Below are 21,763 nucleotides of genomic sequence, written 5' to 3'. Positions count from 1 at the left end.
TGCAGTAGAACTTAAAGAGAAGTGCGCATCAACGCAACTTCTGTTCCTGCATACCCCGACTGTGTCATCAACAACTGTCAGCCCTAATTCCATCGCTTCATCCGACATCTTAATAGTTGAAATCCTGCGAATGGTTGAGCATTCGTGAGAGAAACCCTTAAATACGAGGGACGGTTGCGGTGGAGCTTATTTCGCCTCAATCGTCTGTTTCAGGAATCTAGTGGTTGCCACAGGGCTTATCTACATATTTACTAGGCAAAAACCTCTCATTTCGCCGCAATAGCGATCCTGACAACCGTTACCCGGCAAACTGGAGCGAAACAACCGCAATAGCCACGCTGGCAACCGTTAGCCGCGAATCCAGAAGTAGTTTAACGTAGAACCAGCCGCAAACGAGGCTCTTGCGCTCTAGCTGTCCACCAACAAGAGGTTTCCCCAATCATTTATTTCGCATGCAGCTTCCGCCAAGCGAGCGGGCTCATCGTCGTATGTCGCTTGAAGCAGCTCGAGAAATAGGGCACATAGTTGAACCCCACGTACTCAGCAACATGCGCGACGGACCACTCGGTCTTGAGCAGCAGCAGCTTGGCCTGTTCGAGCCGGTAGCGCATCAGATACTCCATCGGCGTACATTGGTAGATTTCCTTCATGCAGCGCACTACATAATTCGGGTGAAAATGCAGCGCCTCCGCCAGCGTCTCATTCGACAGTTCCTTCTGATAATTCGTGCGAAGATAAGCCTCCGTCCGCTCCGCCAGCCGCATGACCGCGTTGGTCGTGCTATCTCCCGTGTCATCCTCTTCTAATAGATGAATCAGGTCCATAAAATGCTGCTGCTCCCGCCAATAGGCGGACGAGCCGGTCGTCTCCGTGTAAGCAAGCATTTGCTCCAGCAGCCGCTCGATGCGCGCGAACTGCCGCGGCGCCGTATACTGCGGCACTCTCAGCTTATAAGGATTCGCCCACGCATGCCGGATCATCATGGAATAATCCGCGTCACGATACGAGCTAAACTTCCCTTCATATACAAAATGAATCCAATAAAACACCATCTCTTCATCGCAAGGTGCGGTTGAATAGTGGTAGCGATCCGGGAGCAGCAGCAGCGATTGTCCGGGCCCGACCTCCCATTGCGACTCATCTTCCCCGATATATAGCGTCCCTTTCACAACGAATATCCAGTCGAAAATGCCAAGGTTCCGCCGATTCGGATGCTGTTCGCCTTTTATGTATTCGTTGCGTCCAATTGTTATGTAATAAGGTAGAGGAGGGAGCTCGAATAGGATTTTGCTCATCGATAAATCACCTGCGCAGTTGTGTGAAATATTATAAGAAATCGTTTGGTTCATTCGTAGAATATCGCTAGACTAAAGGATAAACTTATACTCGTAAATAATCAAATCGTATATATTGGAGCGATATAGACATGACGAGAACAACACTCCTTGATGGTATATTCCAAGCATCGCAAGAAATGGGCAAGAGCTACTTGATCACGCATGATGTGGATCGTCTCATGGCGCCTTGCTACGAGGCTGCTGGCCTTCAACCGAAAAATGAACGTTACGGCGGCTGGGAGTCGACAGCAATCGCGGGCCACTCCGTTGGACACTTCCTGTCGGCAGCTGCTGCGATGTATGCGGTAACGGGCGATGAAGTGATTCTCGCTAAGCTGAACTACACGGTTGATGAGCTGGCTCACGTGCAGTCGCATGATCCGGACGGTTATGTAAGCGGCTTCCCAAGGCAGTGCTTCGATAATGTGTTCTTCGGCAATGGGGACTTCGAGGTTCATAACTTTGGTCTGGGCGGTTCATGGGTTCCATGGTACAGCATTCACAAGATTTACGCAGGTCTGATCGATGCCTACAAGCTGACGGGTAATGAGAAGGCGCTGCAAGTTGTTGTGAAGCTGTCGGATTGGGCCAAGAGGGGTTCCGACAATCTGTCGGACGAGCTGTTCCAACGCATGCTCATCTGCGAGCATGGCGGCATGAATGAAGCGATGGCCGACCTTTATACCATTACGGGCAACAAAGACTATCTCGATTTGGCCATCCGTTTCTGCCATGAAGCGATTCTTGAGCCGCTCTCCAACGGTGTCGACGAGCTGGAAGGTAAGCATGCCAATACGCAAATCCCTAAAGTCATCGGCGCAGCGAAGCTGTATGACATTACAGGCGAAGAGAAATACCGGAGAATGGCGGAGTATTTCTGGGATGAAGTCACGAACAACCGCTCGTACATTATCGGCGGTAACAGTATTTTCGAACATTTCCGTGCGAAGAACACCGAGAAGCTTGGCGTAGAGACAGCGGAGACGTGCAACACGTACAACATGCTGAAGCTGACGCGCCTTCTGTTCCGTTGGACGCCGAAAGCCGAATATATGGATTTCTACGAGCGCGCGCTCTACAACCATATTCTCGCATCGCAAGATCCTGAGACAGGTGCGAAAATGTACTTCATCTCTACTGAGCCGGGCCATTTCAAAGTGTACGGCACGCATGACCATTCGTTCTGGTGCTGCACAGGTACGGGCATGGAGAATCCAGCGCTTTATCCGCGCGATATTTATTACTCGGATAAAGAAGCGGTATACGTCAATCTGTTCATCGGTTCCAGAGCGGTGCTGGAAGATCGCAATGTGGTCATCAAGCAGCATACGGAATTCCCTACGACAAACTCAACGAAAGTCGTTATCGAGCAAGCAGACAATGCAAGCTTCAAGCTCCGCATTCGCGTCCCTTACTGGGTAGCAGGTGCAGTGACGGCTGTCGTCAACGGCACGGACACATTCTCCAGTTCGACGAACGGTTATCTTGAAATCGACCGCAGCTGGAACACGGGCGATTCGATCGAAGTGACGCTGCCGATGGATCTGCATGTCCATCGTGCGAAGGACGACGAGAAGAAAGTTGGCTTCATGTACGGCCCGATCGTTCTGGCAGGTGCGCTTGGCACAGAGAATTTCCCAGAGTGCGATATTATCGATAACCACCTGAAGCTGCACCATCATCCAATCATTCAAGTTCCCGTTCTTGTGACGGACGAGACAGACCTGAAGTCGTGGATCAAGCCGGTTGAAGGCACTCCATTGACGTTCATCACCGATCCAGTGGGCGAACCAGGCGAGCAGCGCATTACGCTCATTCCATTCTTCCAGCTGCATCATCAGCGTTACACGATCTACTGGACATTGATGAACAAAGAGCAGTACGTCAACTATGTTGATGAAGAGAAGGCGGAGCGCGAATACCTGCATGCCATCACGATCGACGTTGTGAAGCCGCATGAGCAGCAGTCCGAGGTTGAGCACAACGGTCAGTCACACCATTCGGATTCTGGCTACTCCGCGCATGCCCATGAAGGCTATCGCGTGGCTGAGCCGGACGGCTTCTTCAGCTACCGGATGAAGGTACAGGCTGACAAGACACATGCGCTGCAAGTGACTTACTTCGGCAGCGACGGTGCGGTTCATCGGGAAAATGGACGCGTGGAGCGCGAGTTCGACATCCTCGTAAACGGCCAAGCGATTGGACGTCAGCGTCTCGAAGCTGAGCATCGCGAGAAGCTGTTCGACGTTCTTTACGATATCCCTAGCGAGCTGATCAGCGGCGCTGAGCAAGTGGAAGTGAAGTTCGTATCGGCGAACGGCGGTATCGTCGGCGGCGTATTCGGCATCCGCATGATCGACCGTGCACTGCATGATGAGTTGAGCAAATCCTAGTTCTATACAATTAGATGGCGAACGCCCTGATAGAGGGTGTTCGCCTCTGTTTGTTTATGGTAATCTATTGCTTCTTGTCATGTCTAATCCAATCGAAAGGGAACCTATCAATGGACAATCTGTTGATTGAAGCTTACAACCCTGAACGTGATAGAGCGGCTGCTCATGAAATGCTGCGAGAGGATAAACACTTCCGCGATATTTTTGAACAAAATGAACGGAACTACCCAGAAGGCTTGCATGTTGCTCGTTATGGAGGCGTAATGGCGGGATTCCTGTCGTTGAGCGGACTCAAACGAGGGACGGGCACAACGGTTTACGTCAGTCCACCCTACAGAAGAACAGGCATCGGCACGAGGCTGATGGAGAAAGCGCATCAACTGTTGGCGAGCAGTGAAGCAGTCGAACGTTCTTCTGGCCTATGTATCGATGGCGATTCCGACACGCTGCAATTTCTGTACAAGCATGGCTATTATGTGGTTCATTCCTCTTATCTAATGGAGCGTGAAGGAGAGCCATTGCCAGGGTCCTCGTTTACGATTCGACAATATGAAGATGAGGATTACCTCACTTGCCACTATGTAAGCGAGTTTGCTTTCTATCTCATGCGGGAGTGCGTGGGCATCATGCCAACTTTTTATTACGAGCCTGAAGAGTGGGAACGTATCAGCTTCGCAGAGGATCGCAATAATCGGTTTGTGATGCTGTCAGACGGCGAGATCGTGGCAGTAGGTGTCATTGATGGCCCGGATATTCGTCATGTGGCGGTGCGGCCAGATCGGCAAGCTAGAGGTTATGGCGGTGCAATGGTGTCGTTCCTCGTTAACGAGATCATGCGCCGAGGTGAATCAACGGTAGAACTGTGGGTTGTCAAAGGCAATCCAGCGCAGAAGCTTTACGAACGTCTCGGCTTTAAGACGAGGTCCTTGCACCACATTGTACAACGATACTATAGGCCGGAAAGTCGTTTAAGCAGACCGCCAGAACTATGGCTTCACGAATTGAAGAAAATATAGATGGATCACATGCGTCATTTTCGATATAGGACTCAGTACCTACTTAATTGGCACGCTGATACTTTTGACCCGTGCAGCGAATCATGCTATCCGATTGTGAAGACATACTCGGCATCCGATACGGATGTGACAACATTAGCGCTTAACAATACGGGTGCCCGTGAAAGCTGAAAGTAAGCTTAAATATTGACTATCCAGCGCTTGCAAGTTATCTGCAATAAATGAAAATCTTCTGAGAGAACTCTCATAATTTAGGGAAACGAGGCTATCTATTTCGAGAGGGCCTCGTTGTTATTTTGCCCGAAAACACGGGGGGAAAATCATTCCGAGGTGAATTCTGTGAAAAGCTTAATGCCGCCTTGGACGAAAACCATGGTACAATTTGCCTAGCCCGAAAGAGAGTGGAAGCCTTAACCCTCATATCTGAGCTGGGAGGTACACATGATCAGAGGAATCAAGATTAAACATAAAATAACTTTCATAGTAGCACTTGCGATGTTGATATTGAGCATTGCCGGCCCACAATCACTCGCGTTCGCAGCCCAATCAACGGCGACTGCGGATACATCGATATGGCTCAATGGCAAAGAAGTGCAGCTCGGCAATCCGATCCGGGTTCAGGATGATCGGATGTACGTACCTGCAGGACGCATTGCGACGCTGCTCGGCGCTAGTGTCAGCTGGGACAGTGACAATGAAGAGCTGACGATTGAGACTGCATTGAACGATACGATTGTGTTCGGTAACGGAGTGCCGGTCGTATATTTCAACGATGTGCGTTATCGTATGGATGCGCTTCCTTTTACGGAGGATGGCAGACTCTATGTGCCGATCCGTACACTTGCTGAAGTGCTGCACGCGCAGCTGCAATACAATACGAACAGCAATGTGGTTGCGATTGCATCGGTACAGCCTGCTGTTATTACGGATACGTATACGATTGAACAAGCCGCTAAGGATAATGAGATCAGCAAGGCTTCGCTGTTGAACCGCAATGGTTTGTCCGGCAAGTCGACGATTAAGGAAGGTACGAAGCTTCGTGTCGTGCTTCCATCGTTCTGGGACCAACCCGCAGCGTCTTACACGAAGGCGGACTTGATTCTGCTCGCGAAGATTACGACGATCGAAGCGGGGTACGAATCTTATGAAGGTCAGCTTGCTGTAGCGAACGTGATTCTTAATCGCGTGAAGAGTGGACGTTTCCCGAACACGATTCACGACGTTATCTACTCCGGCAAGCAGTTCCCGCCGGCCCATGACGGCACACTCGACAAAGTCGAGCCGAAGGCAAGCGCACTGCGCGCCGCTAAGGACGCCCTGAATGGGAAAAATAACGTTGAAGACGCCGTCTACTTCTTCAACCCTGATGTCACAAGCGGATCATTCTGGTCCTCGCTCGATGTCGTTGCTACAATTGGCCATCATAGCTTCGCCAAGTAAATATATAAAGAATGCAGCCCCACTTGCCACAGGCAGGTGGGGCTTTGTTGTTCCGGGACTTCTACATATTTACGCTCGAACGAAAGTTGTGCCCCATAGGGCACACGACTCCCACCACGCAGTAACTCACCATCGCCACTGTCCATCCCACAGCAACTTTCCGGGGTCCAGGGGTAAAGGTTTCCGTAAGGAAACCACATCGGGAGCATAAGCTGAAACCCCGGGGCCCTCCCTAGCAGGGAGGGTTTGGGTGGGTAGAACTCTCGGATTGGGTGGGTAGAAAACCCGGTTTGGGCCGGTAGAATACTTCATTTATAATTAAAAATAATAAATCTAATAAGATTGTTTATAGACAAATATCGACGAATGGATTGAACCTAGCGTGAGACTAGGTTACTATGAAGATAAGGTCAAAACACAGTAACGTAGTCGGATTTTAAAGATTGATGTGAGGTGGATGTTGTTGCAACTTCAAGTGACGAACAGCCCGTTTACGAGTGAGCAAGCGGAACTAATCAATAAGCTGCTCCCAACACTGACGGAAGCTCAAATTAACTGGTTAAGCGGATTTCTAACATTTTATCGTGCTGGCAATGCTGGCGGCGCAGCAGCTCAAATTGCTTCTGCTGTAGCATTCGAAGCACCTGCTGCAGTCGTGGAAGCACCAGCAGCCCCGCAATTGCCTCGTGAAGCGACGATCCTGTTCGGATCGCAGACGGGCAACTCGCAGCGTCTGGCTGGACGTCTGGCTGAGAAGCTGAAAGGTCAAGGCTTTGACGTAACGCTTTCGGCGATGAACCAATATAAAACGAACAAGCTTAAAGAAGTACCTTACCTGTTCATCGTAGCGAGCACGCACGGTGAAGGAGATCCACCAGATAACGCGCTCACGTTCCACGAATTCCTGCTCGGCAAACGTGCGCCGAAGCTCGAAGGTACGAAATTCGCTGTTCTTGCGCTTGGGGATACTTCGTATGAGTTCTTCTGCAAAACAGGCCAAGACTTCGACGTGAGACTTGCTGAACTCGGCGCTGAGCGCATCGTTGATCGTGTTGACTGCGACGTTGATTTCGAAGACGCAGCTGCTGGCTGGCTCTCAGCTGTTGAGGGCGCAGTAAGCGCTGCTGCAGCATCCGCTGCACCAGCTGCATCCGGTACGGCATCGGCGGCTGCACCAACAGCTGCTGTTGAATCGGAATATACACGTGCAAATCCGTTCATGGCGGAAGTGCTCGACAACCTCAACCTGAACGGCAGAGGTTCGGATCGCGAGACACGCCACCTCGAGCTGTCGCTCGAAGGCTCGGGCTTGACGTATGCGCCAGGTGACGCTGTAGGCGTTTACCCGCAGAACGATCCAGCGCTCGTTGACGATATCATCGCAGAACTGAAATTCAACGCAGACGAAGCAGTTGTAACGGGCAAAGCAGGCGAAACGTCGTCGCTCCGTTCGGCGCTGCTGCATCACTTTGAAATTACAGTATTGACGAAGCCGCTGCTGGAGAAAGCCGTTGCCTTCTCGGGTAACAGCAAACTCGCAGAGCTGGTTAACAATAAAGAAGAACTCAAAGCTTACATGAACGGCCGCGACCTGCTCGATCTGCTGCGCGACTTTGCACCATGGACGCTGAAGGCTGCTGACATCGCGAACCTGCTTCGCAAGCTGCCACCACGCCTGTATTCTATCGCGAGCAGCGTGGAAGCACATCCAGAAGAAGTGCATCTGACGATTCGCAAGGTCGAGTACGAAGCGCATGGCCGCGAGCGCAAAGGTGTATGCTCCGTATATACGTCCGAGCGTCTCCAGCCAGGCGATAAGCTGCCGATCTTCATTCAGCAGAACCCGAACTTCAAGCCGCCGGTTAATCCGGATACGCCAGTTATCATGGTCGGCCCAGGTACAGGCGTAGCACCTTTCCGTGCATTCCTTGAAGATCGTGAAGAGTCGGGCGCACAAGGCCAAACGTGGTTGTTCTACGGCGACCGCCATTTCGTAACAGACTTCCTGTATCAGACGGACTGGCAGCGCATGCTGAAAGACGGCGTTCTGACGAAGCTGGACGTTGCGTTCTCCCGTGATTCGAAAGAGAAAGTGTACGTACAGCAGCGGATGCTGGAGAATGGCGCACAACTGTATCAATGGCTCGAGAACGGTGCTCATGTTTATGTGTGCGGCGACGAGAAGCATATGGCACATGATGTGCACAAGGCTCTTCTGTCGATCATCGAACAACATGGCGGTAAATCCGCTGACGAAGCGGCTGCATACGTATCGGCGCTGCAAGAGCAAGGCCGTTATCAACGCGACGTATATTAAGCGCTGGGGATAGAGCGCATATCGATAGAAACGTGTTACGCAAGAGCATGGACCCATCATGGGGGCAAAGGAGCTAATGGCAATGAGTAAAAAAGTTAAGGTACAGCCTATTGGCGGCAAGCCGAGCGACGTTGAAGAACTTAAGCTCGAGAGCAACTACCTGCGCGGATCGCTGACGGAATCGCTCTCGAACCGCATCACGGGTGGTCTGCCAGAGCTGGACAACCGTCTGTTGAAATTCCATGGCAGCTACATGCAGGACGATCGTGACCATCGCAACGAGCGTCAGAAGCAGAAGCTTGAGCCATACTATCAATTCATGCTTCGCGTCGTTACGCCAGGTGGTCTGTCGACGCCGGCACAATGGCTTCTTATGGACGAACTCGCTGACAAATACGGCACAGGCAGCCTGAAGCTGACGACGCGTCAAGCGTTCCAGCTGCACGGCGTACTGAAATGGAATCTGAAAGACACCATTCAAGAAATCAATCAAGCGCTGCTCACGACGCTGGCAGCTTGCGGCGACGTAAGCCGTAACGTTATGTGTAACCCGAATCCGTACCAATCCGACATCCATAGCGAAGTGTTCGGCTGGTCCCAGAAGCTGACGTCGCATCTGGCGCCGAAGACGCCTGCATACCACGAGATTTGGCTCGACGGCGAGAAAGTAGAGAGCGGCGAAGAGGAAGTTGAGCCGATCTACGGCAAGGTTTATCTGCCGCGTAAGTTCAAGATCGGTATTGCAGTACCGCCTATGAATGATGTAGACGTTTACTCGCAAGACCTTGGCTACATCGCAATCGTCGAGAACGACAAGCTTGTTGGCTTCAACGTAAGCGTAGGCGGCGGCATGGGCATGACGCATGGCGATACAGCAACGTATCCGCAGCTTGCGAAGGTTATCGGCTTCGTAACGCCGGATCAAATTCTCGATGTTGCAGAGAAAACAGTAATGATCCAACGCGACTATGGCAACCGTTCCGTTCGTAAGAACGCGCGCTTCAAATATACGATCGACCGTCACGGTCTCGACTGGTTCGTTGACGAGCTGCATGACCGCCTTGGCTGGGAGCTTCAGCCAGCACGCGAGTTCAGCTTCGACAACACAGGCGACCGCTACGGCTGGGTTAAAGGCGTAGGCGGCAAATGGAATTTGACGCTGTATGTACAAGGCGGCCGCGTCGTTGATACGGCGGGCATCAAGCTGAGAACAGCGCTGCGCGAAATCGCGAAGATCCATACGGGCGATTTCCGTCTGACGGCGAACCAGAACCTGGTTATTGCTAACGTGACGAGCCAGAAGAAAACGAAGATTGCTGCACTGCTCAAAGAGCACGGTGTTGAAGAAGGCGGCAACTATTCGGCACTTCGCCGCAGCGCGCTGTCGTGCGTCGCGCTTCCGACTTGCGGTCTGGCGATGGCTGAGGCTGAGCGCTACCTGCCAACGCTGATCGACAAGCTCGAGCCGATTCTCGAGGAAGCTGGCCTGCGTGATGAAGAAATCAACATCCGTATGACGGGCTGCCCGAACGGCTGCGCGCGTCCTGCACTTGGCGAGATCGCGTTTATCGGTAAGGCACAAGGCCGCTACAACATATACATGGGCGCTGGCTTCTCCGGTGATCGTCTGAGCAAGCTGTACCGCGAGAACATCGCAGAAGACGAGATTATCGAGACGCTCAAGCCAATCATCAATCACTTTGCGGTAGAACGTGACAAAGGCGAGCACTTCGGCGACTTTGTCGTTCGCACAGGTTATGTGAAGGCCGTAACGGACGGCACGAACTTCCACGATTAATCACTTGTTATAGAAAAGATCGCCCCATTCTGCTAACTAAGCAGGGTGGGGCGATCTTTTTGCGTTTAGTTAAGCACCGGCTTACGGTTGCAGCTGCGCTTATTCGGCTCATAATCGACGTGGCACATCTTGAACGGTTGCAGCTGAGCTTATTTACGCTAGAATCCACGCTCTGGAGCGTTTTCGACCGTTTAGCCTCACATACAACCGTTAGCGCGCAGAATGACTGCTTTTAGCCCAAATAGCCACTGCAGCATCCGTTAAGCCATCATGTGATCGGACAATGATCGTTGAGAGCTGTGTGAAAAGCAGAATTCAGAGATCCGCGCATCAGCCCGACCTCACGAAACCGTACCGAGGAACAACGTCGACGCACATCGACCTACACCTAGTCGTACAGACAATACCGTTCGAATATGGTTTTTAACACATTTCATCTTTAGTATATCTTTGTTTAAATTCAGTTTATATACGCTCGCTAAGATAGCACTATAAACGAGTTGAGCAAACGGATGGAGGAATTCGAAATGAGTAAGAGCAATCGGATCTATGAGCCGAACAACGGCGATTGGGCTGTTGAAGCGAGCGGCTTGGTGAAAGTATTCGGGGACAATAAAGCGGTAGATGGTGTAAATTTGAACGTCAAAGCCGGTACAATCTACGGCGTGCTTGGGCCAAACGGCGCTGGCAAAACAACAACGATTCGCATGTTGGCGACGCTGCTGCGACCGGACGCGGGATCGGCGCGAATTTTTGGCCGTGATGTGGTGAAGGAGTCGCAAGTCGTGCGTCAATTGATTGGTGTAACGGGACAGTATGCATCGGTCGATGAGTCGCTGAGCGCAACGGAGAATCTCGTGATTTTCTCAAGGCTGCTTGGACTTGGGCGTGCAGAGGCGAAGAAGAAGGCAGCGGACCTGCTGGAGGAATTCGGCCTGACGGAAGCGGCGAAGCGTCCGCTGAAGAACTTCTCCGGCGGCATGCGCCGCAGACTGGACTTGGCAGCGAGCTTGATTGCGCAGCCGCCGCTTATTTTCCTCGATGAGCCAACGACAGGTTTGGACCCGCGTACGCGGACGCAAATGTGGGAGACGATTCGCCGCCTTGTGAAGACGGGCTCGACGGTGCTGCTGACAACGCAATACCTCGACGAGGCGGACCAGTTGGCTGACCGGGTTGCCGTTATCGACCTTGGCCACGTTGTCGCGGAAGGTACGGTAGATGAACTGAAGGCTTCCGTTGGTACGTCCTCGCTTCACCTGCGTCTGCAGGATGCTAAGGATATCGTTCAAACTCGCCGCCTCATTGAGAAGGTGCTTCAGGTTCAGACGAGTGTATCCTCGGAAGCGGCGAAGATTACAGCGCCGATGAAGGATGCGGATCTTGTGACGGACCTGCTCATCGCACTACGCGCTGAGGGCATTCATCTGGCTGAGATGAGCGTACAGAAGCCGACACTTGACGAGGTGTTCCTGACCATTACAGGACAGGGTGCAAGAGAGGACGCACAGGAGCAGTCGGCATCGGAACAATCGAATAAGAAAGCAGTGGGGGTAAGAGGATGAGAACAACAACAGCAGCAACGCAGCAACTGAAAAATCGCACGAGCTTCTCGCAGACGATACGCAACTCATTAACGATGGCCTATCGTGGCCTGCTCAAAATCAAACGGACGCCGGAGCAGCTATTCGACGTGACGCTGCAGCCCATTATTTTCACGCTCATGTTCACGTACATCTTCGGTGGAGCAATCGCAGGTGACGTACAGAGCTACTTGCCGGTCATTATTCCAGGGATATTGGTTCAGACCGTCATTACGACCTCTGTCGTAACAGGTACCCAGCTTCGCGAAGACATGGACAAAGGCGTGTTCGACCGATTCAAGTCGCTGCCAACCGCACGTATAGCACCACTCGCAGGAGCGCTGCTTGCAGATACGGTCCGTTATACGATTGCGACGGTTCTGACGTTCTCGATGGGCTACATCATGGGCTACCGTCCGGAAGGCGGCCTTGGTTATGTCGCGCTTGCAGCCCTTATTGTTATTGCGTGCTCGTGGGCACTTAGCTGGATCTTCGCATTTTTTGGTGTTATCGCACGTACGGCGTCCAGCGTACAAGGCATCTCGATGCTTGTTCTGTTCCCGCTGACATTCCTGTCCAACGCATTCGTTTCCGTCGATACGATGCCGAACTGGCTGCAATGGTTTGCCAAAATCAATCCGGTCTCGCATCTTATTACCGCTGTTCGAGATTTGACGAACTCGGCTACAATCGGCTCGGATCTTGGTATAACCCTTATTGGAGCAGCTGTTATCGTAGCGATCTTCGCTCCTCTTACCGTTCGCGCTTATATGCGCCGCACGTAATCCTTATGAAGCACGCCATAACATGGGCGTGCTTTTCCAGAAACTTAACGAACACTGTTCTTTACGAACGATGTTCGTTAACGTATAATCAAAACCAAGACAGTAGATAATCGAATCGCACATTAAAGGAGCGGATTAGAATATGACAGCATCGGCACAACAAACACAAGCCCAACGTAAACAACGAATCGCCATTATCGGCGGGGGTCCGGGCGGACTGACGCTTGCAATGATTTTGCAGAAGAACGGGATTGAGGCAGTTATTTACGAACGCGAGCTGCATGACACGAATCGGGAACGCGGCGGGTCACTCGATATTCATGAGGAATCGGGTCAAGTCGCATTGAAGGAAGCGGGTCTCTATGAGAGGTTTCAATCGTTGGCCCGCTATGAAGGAGAAGACTTCCGTCTATTCGATAAGACGGGCAAGCTCTACATGGATGAAGCAGCCGAAGGAGATGCACATGGCGCTCGTCCCGAGATTGATCGCGGCGTCCTCTGCGGGATGCTGCTCGAAGCTTTGAACCCGAATGTCATTCGGTATGGTTATAAATTGACCGAGGCTGTGCCGCTGGGTAATGGACAGCACGAGCTGCGATTCGAGAATGGTTTTACCGATATTGTGGATCTGGTCGTTGGTGCAGACGGGGCCTTCTCGCATGTCCGTCCGCTGCTGACAGATGTTAACGCGGCTTATGCCGGCATCACAATGATTGAGCTGAACATTCCCGATGTGGCGAATGCGCATCCTGATCTTATGGCGCTGAATGCTCGTGGCAAAATGTTCGCCTTATCGGACGAGAAAGCGATCATGGGTCAACTGAACGGGAATGGATCGCTCAAAGTGTACCTTTGCTTCAAGGCGGAGCGCGATTGGCTTGATACTTGCGGTATCGATCTCAATAGCCCGGAAGTGGCGAAGCAGCAGCTGCTGAGCCTCTTCGAAGATTGGGATCCATCGCTTCAGAAGTACATTCGCTATGCGAGCGATAAGTTAGTCGGCAGACGCGTCTATATGCTGCCTGTTGGCCACCAGTGGGAACGTCGTTCAGGCGTCACGCTGATCGGGGATGCAGCGCATTTGATGTCCCCTTTTGCCGGAGAGGGCGTGAACATGGCGATGCAGGATGCCGCGGAGCTGGCGCTTGCGATCATCCGTCATGGCAGTGATCTCGATCAGGCAATTGCACAATACGAGCCAAGCATGTATCGTTATTCGTCTGAATCAGCTAGACAGTCTCGAGACAACCTGGAGTTAATATTCGGCGCCAACGCTGCCCAGCGGTTAAAGGAGCAGTTCGATCAGATCTACCAAGAGTTTGCCCAGCAATCAAACGTATAATTGAAGCGTTACAAGCGACGCTTCTCTTACATTTACGAACCGATGCCAAACATGATATAAGTGTTGTATGGACAACTCAAACCGTACGATTGTTAGCCGCCGTTCGCGGCCCGCTAAGGAACCGCTTAGCAGAGAAATTATTGTGAAGACCGCCCTGGAGCTGCTGAAGCAGGAAGGGGCAGACGGTCTTAGCATGCGCCGAATTGCCAAAGCACTCGATACAGGTGCATCCTCGTTATACGTGTATGTAACGAATGTGCAGGAGCTCAGCGCCTATGTGCTGGATTACAGCTTAGCGCAAGTACAGCTTCCAGACCCTTCGGCAGGCAGCTGGTCGGACAACCTGTTCGAAGCATTATTTTCTTACGTTCAAGTGCTCCACGAGACGCCAGGCATCGCTTCTCTCGCCATGTCCACCATGCCGAACGGTCCTCATTCGCTAGCGTTAACGGAGTACGTGCTAGGTCGATTGCATGAAGGAGGCATCCGCTCTGCCGCCGCCGCTTGGGGCGCGGACATGGTGCTGCTGTACGCGTCTTCGGTCGCTTTCGAGCAGGCGTCGCGAGATCAACAAGGAACGACGTTGCAATCGTTAACGGCTTCTTACGAGAAGCTTGATCCTCGGCAATATCCGATGCTCACCGCCATGCGGGACGAGTTTCTGACCGGAGGACATCCAGACAACGGCAAGGTGCGATTCCGCTGGGGATTCGATGTCATTGTGCAAGGATTACTGAAACAAACGACCTAGGGCGTGTCTGAAAACCGTTCAAGGGCATCTCTTGCCGCCTTTTCGCCCCATGCTGCGTTGCATTTCCTTGACGTACCTCCGGTACGCCTGCAAAAAAGCGCCTTGCCTGGAACGAAAATTCGACTAGATCTGCTCCGTTCAGCGTTTTCAGACACGCCCTAAAAAGCTGATTCGTTCACTATCGCAATTACAGTGATGCTGAGCGAGTCAGCTTTTTTTCTTTTGCTTATATGTGAGCTTATAGTTCTTCGGAATGAAAGACGCTGTACCGCTAAGAGGATGACGTCAGCCGAATCACCTTGAATGTTAACGTTAAACCACATCTTGATGAATGCGCTTACTTGGTATACGCTGGTTATTACTCACCTTACATGGAAACGGAGATTGACCCCTTGCGTAAATCGATCGTCGCTATACTCGGTTTGATATGCATCATTCTTATTTATTTTACGTCGTTGTCCGCGGGCAAAGTATTCCGTTCTGAGGTCAAGCTGCCGCCGCGCACCCCTGTTTCCGATCAACCGGAATATCGTCTTGTCCTGATTACGCAGGAGCTGGAGACGCCATTCTGGAATAAAGTCAGCCAAGGTGCACAGGAGGAAGCAGAGAAGGATGGAGCGAGCATTGAGGTATGGGGAAGCTACGACAAGAACGAAGAGGATTTTTTGAAAAAAATCGAGATCGCCATCGACTCGAAGGTTGACGGTATTATTGTTCAAGGGCTGGATTCAGACGAATTCAAGAACCTGACGAAGATCAAAGCGGCCTTCAACGGTATTCCGATCATCACGGTAGCCAATGATGTCCCGATGGTAGACAGCTTAAGGCGAACGTATGTCGGTTCTAATCAGTATCTGGCTGGACAGATGATCGCTAATCAGCTGCTCACGGATATGGGTGACTCCGGCAAAGTCATATTAATGGGCGACAGCCGCAATGAGTATTATCAGCAGCAGAGATTGAAAGGCATTGACGATATTCTCAAGAATCATCCGAACATCTATACGAAATATGCAGAGACCGAAGACACGAAGGAGCAGGTCATTGCCACGACGCAAAATGCAATGAACGAGCTTCCGACCGTAGATGCGTTTATTGCCGTTAACGCGAATCTTGCCGGCGCGATGGTGCAGGAGATCGGCCGACGAGCAAGGGTAGGGCCTTATTTTATTTATTCCTTCGATGACAGCCAAGATGCGATGTCGCTGCTGGAGTCCGGTAATCTAGACGGCATGATCGAGCAGTCGCCTGAGGATATGGGACGCATAAGCGTTGATCGGATGATCCAATGGCTAGGTGGGACAACAGTGCCGCTGAATACGGAAGGTTATTTGACGGACATTCGGATGCTCAAGCGGGCGGAGCGGCCATGAACAGCATTCAGAAGAAAATATGGATTCTCGCCGGTGTTGTTTTGTCTATTATGGCTGCCATTTGGATTACGCTTACTTACTATAATCAGAAGACGATGGATCAATATAATGAAATCCTGCAGCGCTACTTGAGCATGAACGAAGTGACGAACGCCAGTCAGCAGACGATAACGTCGCTGTACAACTACTTGCTCACGCCCACGGAGGTCAATCTAGCCCAGATCGATGCGAGCAAAGTGCGCCTGCGGAAGGCACGAATTGCGATGCTTGATTTGCGCAGCGAGGAAAGCGACTTTGCGTTGACGAATTATATGAATCTAATCGACAGTTTAATCGAGACGACCGATCGCTCGCTCTTGTTCCAATCGGAGAAAGAGTCGGAGGATTCCGATAAAGCGTTCTCCGAGGCGACGCGTATATCCAAATACATATCGGAGACGACGCTTACGCTGCTCGATGATGATTTGAAGACGTATGATCGGTTTTACCGCGATATGATCAACCAATCGACGGAGCTGAAGAAGCTTGGCATTTGGCTCATGCTGACGATTACATTCATGCTGCTGCTCTTCACTTACTGGTTCTCTTCGAGTATTACGAGGCCGATACTCAAGTTGACGCAGGCAGCAAGAGAACTATCGCGAGGACGCTTCGATCTGCAGGTCGAGGTATCATCGAATGACGAAATTTCGTTCCTTGCCAAAATGTTCGAACGGATGCGCATCAACATCAACAATCTGATCTCCGAGATTCAGCAGAAAGCCCAGCTCGAGAATGAGCTGCAGCAGAACAAGCTGCTGCTGCGCGAGAGTCAGCTGCGGAGTCTGCAGAGCCAGATTAATCCGCACTTCTTATTCAATACGCTTGATATGTTATCGAAGAAAGCCTATCTCGAAGGGTCAGAAGAGACGAGCGATCTTCTCGCCAGCGTCGCGGGGTTGCTTAGATATAACTTGAAGCGGCTCGATCGAACGATGATGCTTAAGGATGAGGTCAAAGTACTTGGTCAGTATATCGAAATTCAGAAAGCTAGGTTCACCGAACGGCTGCAATTCAATCTAGAGATTGATGAGAGCTGTCTGTCGATTCAACTGCCTGGCTTGACCTTGCAGCCGATTGTTGAGAATGCTGTCATTCACGCGGTGGAGCCGCGAGAGGATGGCGGTAAGATCACGTTTCGCGTGATAGACAGCGGGGAGCGGGTCACGATTGAGATCGAGGACGACGGTCCCGGCATGTCGGAGGTTAAGATTCGGCAAATTCTCGACGAGGATAATTTCGAGACGGAAGGGCACTCGACAGGGATAGGGTTCAGCAACGTGGTGAAGCGTCTGCGTATTTTTGTCGGACAAGATGACGTCATAGATATTAAGAGCGAGCTGGGGCACGGCACAAAGGTAATATTGACGATTCCGAAGACGAAAGGATCGGTGAAGGATGACGAAGCTCCTGATCGTAGATGATGAGCAGATTGAGCGGGAAGGTTTGCAGGCGATTTTGCTGAAGGGGATTCCTGATCTCGACATTCGACAGGCGAAGAATGGCATGATGGCGATCGAAATCGCCGAGCAGTTCCAGCCTGATCTGGTGTTGATGGATATTAAGATGCCGGGTATGAACGGGATTGAGGCGATTGAGCATCTGTCGACCGATTATCCGGATATGAAATTCATTATGGTGACGGCTTACGATACATTCGAATATGCGCGGAAGGCGATCAAGCTGGGGGTCAAGGATTACCTGCTGAAGCCGAGCAAGGCAAGCGAGATTGTAGCGACGGTTGCGAAAGCGCTGGCGCAGATCGAGGAGGAGCGCAGGAGTGCACAGACGAGCCTGCTTCATCGTGATACGCTGAACAAGGTGCTGCCGATCGTCGAGACTGATATCGTAACGCAGCTGCTGTTCGATCATGTGCACGAGGTGCATTTGGACGAGCTGGTTGGGCTGCTTGGCGTTGGGACGAACAACGATAAGTTTGCGATGACGGTTCTGCTGCCGCCGGGATCGGAGTCACTTTATACGGTCGTTAAGGACAAGGTGCGTTCGATGAAAAATGGTTGGGTCGGCGCCCTGTATGGACGGCAAATTCCGATCATCGCGTTCCGCGATCCGAGCCAGTCGTTCCGTGCACAGGCTGGGTCCATCGCTCGCGAGCTGCTCGCTGCTGCGAAGGCGGATGCCGGCTCCGGCTGGTTCGTCGGCATCGGCAACGTGTGCGAATCGCTAGAACAGATTCGGCAGTCCTACCAGGAGGCGCTGGTCGCGTCTATGGACACGACCGTACCCGTGAAATTCCGCTTCTTCGCCGATACGCCAGTGCTGGGTGTTACGAGTGATGGTTATCCAGCGAAGCAGCTGGAGAAGCAGCTGTTCGAGCTCATTCGCCTTGGACAGTGGGACCAGGTGAATGCGGAGGTGACGGAATTCATTCGGCGCTATGAGCACGAGGGTGCAGACCTCCTGCAGGCGCAGCAGCGTGTGCTTGAGCTGCTCTGGCTTATAACGCGTGCATTGCTGGAGCTTGGTGTTGAGACGGATACGCCTGTGTTCTCGTTCCAATCGCAGGATTATCGCCAGCTGCGCGCCGAGTCTGGCCTGCTGCTGGATCGGATGCGTCAGTCGCTTGCAGAGCATCAGGATCATGTGGCACCGGATACGATACAGCTGATTAAGCAGTTCATTATGGACAACTCGCATAAAGATATTTCGCTCGATACAATCGGCAAGCGCGTAGGCTTAAGCCCCTTCTATATCAGCAAAATGTTCAAGGAGCAGCTAGGCGTCAACTATATCGATTTCTTAACCGAATGCCGGATTGAGAAGGCGAAGAAGCTGATGGGCAACCCCGAGTGGAGTCTGAAAAAAATTACGTTCGAGGTCGGCTATCATGATCCGAATTACTTCAGCAAGGTGTTCAAAAAAATGTGCGACGTCTCGCCGACTGAATATCGGAAGACGCTGCTTGGCCGAAGGGGATAGACAGGCGGATGAGACAACGCGTGAAGCGGGTCAGGCTGCTCGTGCTCGTCCTGCTGCTTATGCTGTCCTGCGTGGCGGTAGGAGCCTGCGATAGTGGCAATGGCAACAGCAGCAGCGGTGAAACGTCAGAGCAAGGTGGAACAGGAACTACTGCTGGTTCAGGTGGTACTTCGAGTAGTGGGAGCGATGGCAGCCATGCTGCTGGCGGCAATGTGCAAGATACGAGTCACAAAAAAATCAAAATCGGCTTCTCGATGGATACGCTGCTCGAAGAGCGCTGGCTGAAGGACCGTGATTTGTTCAAGGACGCGGCCGAGGCGCTTGGCGCTGAGGTTGTGATCATGGCGGCGAACGGCGATGATGCCAAGCAGATCTCGCAGGCGGAGACGATGATTGCCCAAGGCGTCGATATTCTTGTTATTGTGCCCCATAATGCCGATGCGACCGCAGCGATTGTGCAGAAGGCGCATGCCTCCGGCATTAAGGTGCTTGCTTATGACCGGCTCGTGAAGAACTCCGACATCGACTTATATGTCTCGTTCGATAACGAGCAGGTAGGAGAGCTGCAGGCGAAGGCGATCACGTCGCTAGTGCCGAAGGGCAAGTACGTCTATATCGGAGGAGCCGATACGGACAATAACGCGCATCTATTCAAAAAAGGCGTCTTCAACGTGCTGCAGCCTTTGATCGATAAAGGTGACATTACGGTCGTATACGATCAGTGGACGAAGGATTGGACGCCTGTTAATGCATTGGCGAATATGAAGGATGCGCTTAGCGCGAACGGTAACAACATCGACGCCGTCATCGCGGCGAATGATGCGACGGCAGGAGGGGTCGTTCAGGCGCTTCAATTGCAAGGACTAGCAGGGAAGATTCCGGTTGCGGGTCAGGATGCTGATCTCGCGGCTGCCCAGCGGATCGTCGAAGGAACGCAAGTGATGACGGTGTACAAGCCGATCAAGCTGCTGGCGGATAAGGCGGCGGAGCTTGCGATGAGACTTGCCTTAGGAGAGCCATCCGGTGCTGACCGTAAGGTGAATAACGGCAAGATCGAGGTGCCGTCCGTGCTGCTTTCTCCAATCGCTGTAAACAAGTTCAATATCGATGAGACGATCATCGCCGATAACTTCCATTCGCATGCGGACGTGTATAAGAACGTGAAGGAGCAGACGGAAGTGGATGGGATCCAATCATAGAGGGCAATCTCGTGAGAGATTGTACCGCCTGGTCAGACTAAACATAACGAACAACGTTTCATTAGACAGTCGTACCTACGCGTACGGCTGTCTTTTTTATGCAGAGATATCACTATGGAACGCTATTTCGTCGCTTGTGCCTCGCTAACCTAGCAAATTAACCCCCTCTGAACCTGTCCGTGTTAAAAATGTCCAGATGGTCGTAAAAGAGTGCTATATTATAACGCTTTCATTGGAAGTTCAGGGTGTTATATTTGCATCTGTAAGGGATGCAGACCATTACCGAGAGGGGTTAAGAAAGATGAAGAAGGGCTTCAAAACAGTTGCAATTGTATTGGTCATTATGCTATTCGCGGCAATCGTAACGGCGTGCGGCAAAGACAACAAAGTAAGCGTTGGTATCGTGCTCCCGACGAAGGATGAGCCAAGATGGGTGCAGGATGAGCAGCGCTTCAAGGACGCGCTGAGCGGCTCGAAATATACGACGGAAATTCTGTTCAGCCAAGGCTCTTCCAACAAAGAGAAAGAGAACGTAGAGACGTTGATCAACAAAGGCATCAAAGTGCTGATCATCTGCCCGCAGGACGGCGCTGCAGCGGCAGCAGCAGTGGAAGATGCGAAGAAAGAAGGCATCACGGTTATCGCGTATGACCGTCTCATTACGAACACGGACGCAGTGGATTACTACGTAACGTTCGACAGCCTTGCAGTAGGTGCTGCACAAGCGCAATACCTTGTTGATCATGCAAAAGGCTCCGGCGAACCGCTGTACCTGTACGCTGGCGCAGCATCCGACAACAACGCATTCATCTTCTTCCAAGGCGCTTGGAACGTTCTGCAGCCTAAAATCGCGGACGGCACATTCAAAGTTGCTAACTCCAGCGAAGCGATTGCGCTGAAAGACAAGAAAGAGCTGTCGCGCGAGGAGCTCGCGAAGATCATTGGCCAAGTGACGACGAACTGGGATCCGAACGAAGCGAAAAACAAAGCGCAAACGCATCTTACGTCTGCAGCAGCAGATATGAAAGGCGACGTTGCCATCCTCGCTCCGAACGACGGCACGGCTCGCTCCATTGCAGACGTATTCGCTTCCGATAGCGCAATTAAGAGCTACGTAGTAACCGGTCAAGACGCTGAGATTGCTTCGATTCAATATGTAATCGACAGCAAACAGCAGATGACGGTATTCAAAGACGTTCGTACGCTCGTTAAAGACGCAATGGGCCTCGCAGTTGACATCCTCGACGGCAAAAGCCCTGAAACGCAAGGCTCGTATAACAATGGCAAAATCGATGTGAAAGCGAAGCAAACGACGGTAATCCCAGTGGATAAAGACAATGTCAAGAAAGAACTCATCGATTCGGGCTATTACAAAGCAGATCAATTCAAAGGTCTGTAAGCTTCGGATTAAACAGATTAATCGTGAAGTAAGTTCGGGAATAGTGATAGA

Annotated in this window: 15 protein-coding genes; 14 read left to right on the top strand and 1 reads right to left on the bottom strand. The window is 51.8% G+C overall.

Translation table 11 applies throughout. The annotated features are described in order from the left end of the window. Positions 1-443: 443 nt before the first annotated feature. Positions 444-1,295, bottom strand: a complete 852-nt coding sequence (locus DFQ01_RS17380; protein WP_110045154.1) for an AraC family transcriptional regulator — start codon at positions 1,293-1,295, stop codon at positions 444-446. Positions 1,296-1,426: 131 nt separating this feature from the next. Between DFQ01_RS17380 and DFQ01_RS17375 the strand changes: the two genes are divergently transcribed. The 14 genes from DFQ01_RS17375 to DFQ01_RS17310 all read left to right on the top strand — a co-directional run bounded on the left by DFQ01_RS17375 (position 1,427) and on the right by DFQ01_RS17310 (position 21,712). Then, positions 1,427-3,730, top strand: coding sequence for a glycoside hydrolase family 127 protein (locus DFQ01_RS17375; RefSeq protein ID WP_110045153.1), 2,304 nt, complete (start codon positions 1,427-1,429; stop codon positions 3,728-3,730). 110 nt (positions 3,731-3,840) lie between these two features. Then, positions 3,841-4,746, top strand: a complete 906-nt coding sequence (locus DFQ01_RS17370; protein ID WP_174812593.1) for a GNAT family N-acetyltransferase — start codon at positions 3,841-3,843, stop codon at positions 4,744-4,746. A 441-nt stretch (positions 4,747-5,187) separates the two neighbouring features. Further along, positions 5,188-6,186, top strand: a complete 999-nt coding sequence (locus DFQ01_RS17365; protein ID WP_110045151.1) for a cell wall hydrolase — start codon at positions 5,188-5,190, stop codon at positions 6,184-6,186. Positions 6,187-6,649: 463 nt separating this feature from the next. Further along, entirely contained in the window at positions 6,650-8,503 is a 1,854-nt protein-coding gene (locus tag DFQ01_RS17360; RefSeq protein WP_110045150.1) for an assimilatory sulfite reductase (NADPH) flavoprotein subunit, read from the top strand. Positions 8,504-8,585: 82 nt separating this feature from the next. Further along, complete coding sequence (gene cysI / locus DFQ01_RS17355; RefSeq protein ID WP_110045149.1) at positions 8,586-10,301, top strand: assimilatory sulfite reductase (NADPH) hemoprotein subunit; 1,716 nt, start codon at positions 8,586-8,588, stop codon at positions 10,299-10,301. Between the two features lie 527 nt (positions 10,302-10,828). Continuing rightward, positions 10,829-11,866, top strand: coding sequence for an ATP-binding cassette domain-containing protein (locus DFQ01_RS17350; RefSeq protein WP_110045148.1), 1,038 nt, complete (start codon positions 10,829-10,831; stop codon positions 11,864-11,866). Then, positions 11,863-12,669 carry an ABC transporter permease gene (locus tag DFQ01_RS17345; protein ID WP_110045147.1) on the top strand — a complete coding sequence of 269 codons (807 nt, stop codon included), beginning with the start codon at positions 11,863-11,865 and terminating at the stop codon, positions 12,667-12,669. Before DFQ01_RS17350 ends, DFQ01_RS17345 begins: the two co-directional genes overlap by 4 nt. A gap of 142 nt (positions 12,670-12,811) precedes the next feature. After that, the gene (locus tag DFQ01_RS17340; RefSeq protein ID WP_110045146.1) at positions 12,812-14,011 is read left to right on the top strand and encodes an FAD-dependent oxidoreductase; all 1,200 of its coding nucleotides are present in this window, start codon (positions 12,812-12,814) and stop codon (positions 14,009-14,011) included. A gap of 67 nt (positions 14,012-14,078) precedes the next feature. Then, complete coding sequence (locus DFQ01_RS17335) at positions 14,079-14,762, top strand: TetR/AcrR family transcriptional regulator (protein WP_110045145.1); 684 nt, start codon at positions 14,079-14,081, stop codon at positions 14,760-14,762. Between the two features lie 392 nt (positions 14,763-15,154). Further along, a complete protein-coding gene (locus tag DFQ01_RS17330) occupies positions 15,155-16,135 on the top strand; it encodes a sugar ABC transporter substrate-binding protein (RefSeq protein ID WP_110045174.1) in 981 nt (326 codons plus the stop codon). Beyond that, positions 16,132-17,598 (top strand): sensor histidine kinase, encoded by a 1,467-nt coding sequence (locus DFQ01_RS17325; RefSeq protein WP_110045144.1) that lies wholly within the window; start codon positions 16,132-16,134, stop codon positions 17,596-17,598. Before DFQ01_RS17330 ends, DFQ01_RS17325 begins: the two co-directional genes overlap by 4 nt. After that, on the top strand, positions 17,573-19,114 hold the full coding sequence (locus DFQ01_RS17320) for a response regulator (RefSeq protein ID WP_110045143.1): 1,542 nt from the start codon (positions 17,573-17,575) through the stop codon (positions 19,112-19,114). The genes DFQ01_RS17325 and DFQ01_RS17320 overlap by 26 nt, the downstream gene beginning before the upstream one ends. Before the next feature lie 8 nt (positions 19,115-19,122). After that, entirely contained in the window at positions 19,123-20,313 is a 1,191-nt protein-coding gene (xylF, locus tag DFQ01_RS17315) for a D-xylose ABC transporter substrate-binding protein (RefSeq protein ID WP_245946762.1), read from the top strand. A gap of 301 nt (positions 20,314-20,614) precedes the next feature. After that, on the top strand, positions 20,615-21,712 hold the full coding sequence (locus tag DFQ01_RS17310; protein WP_110045142.1) for a sugar ABC transporter substrate-binding protein: 1,098 nt from the start codon (positions 20,615-20,617) through the stop codon (positions 21,710-21,712). Positions 21,713-21,763: the final 51 nt, after the last annotated feature.

It is taken from the genome of Paenibacillus cellulosilyticus (genome assembly GCF_003182255.1).
Taxonomy (GTDB): domain Bacteria; phylum Bacillota; class Bacilli; order Paenibacillales; family Paenibacillaceae; genus Paenibacillus_T; species Paenibacillus_T cellulosilyticus.
The sequence above is the reverse complement of the archived record's forward strand: the minus strand, read 5'-3'. Positions and strand labels throughout refer to the sequence as shown.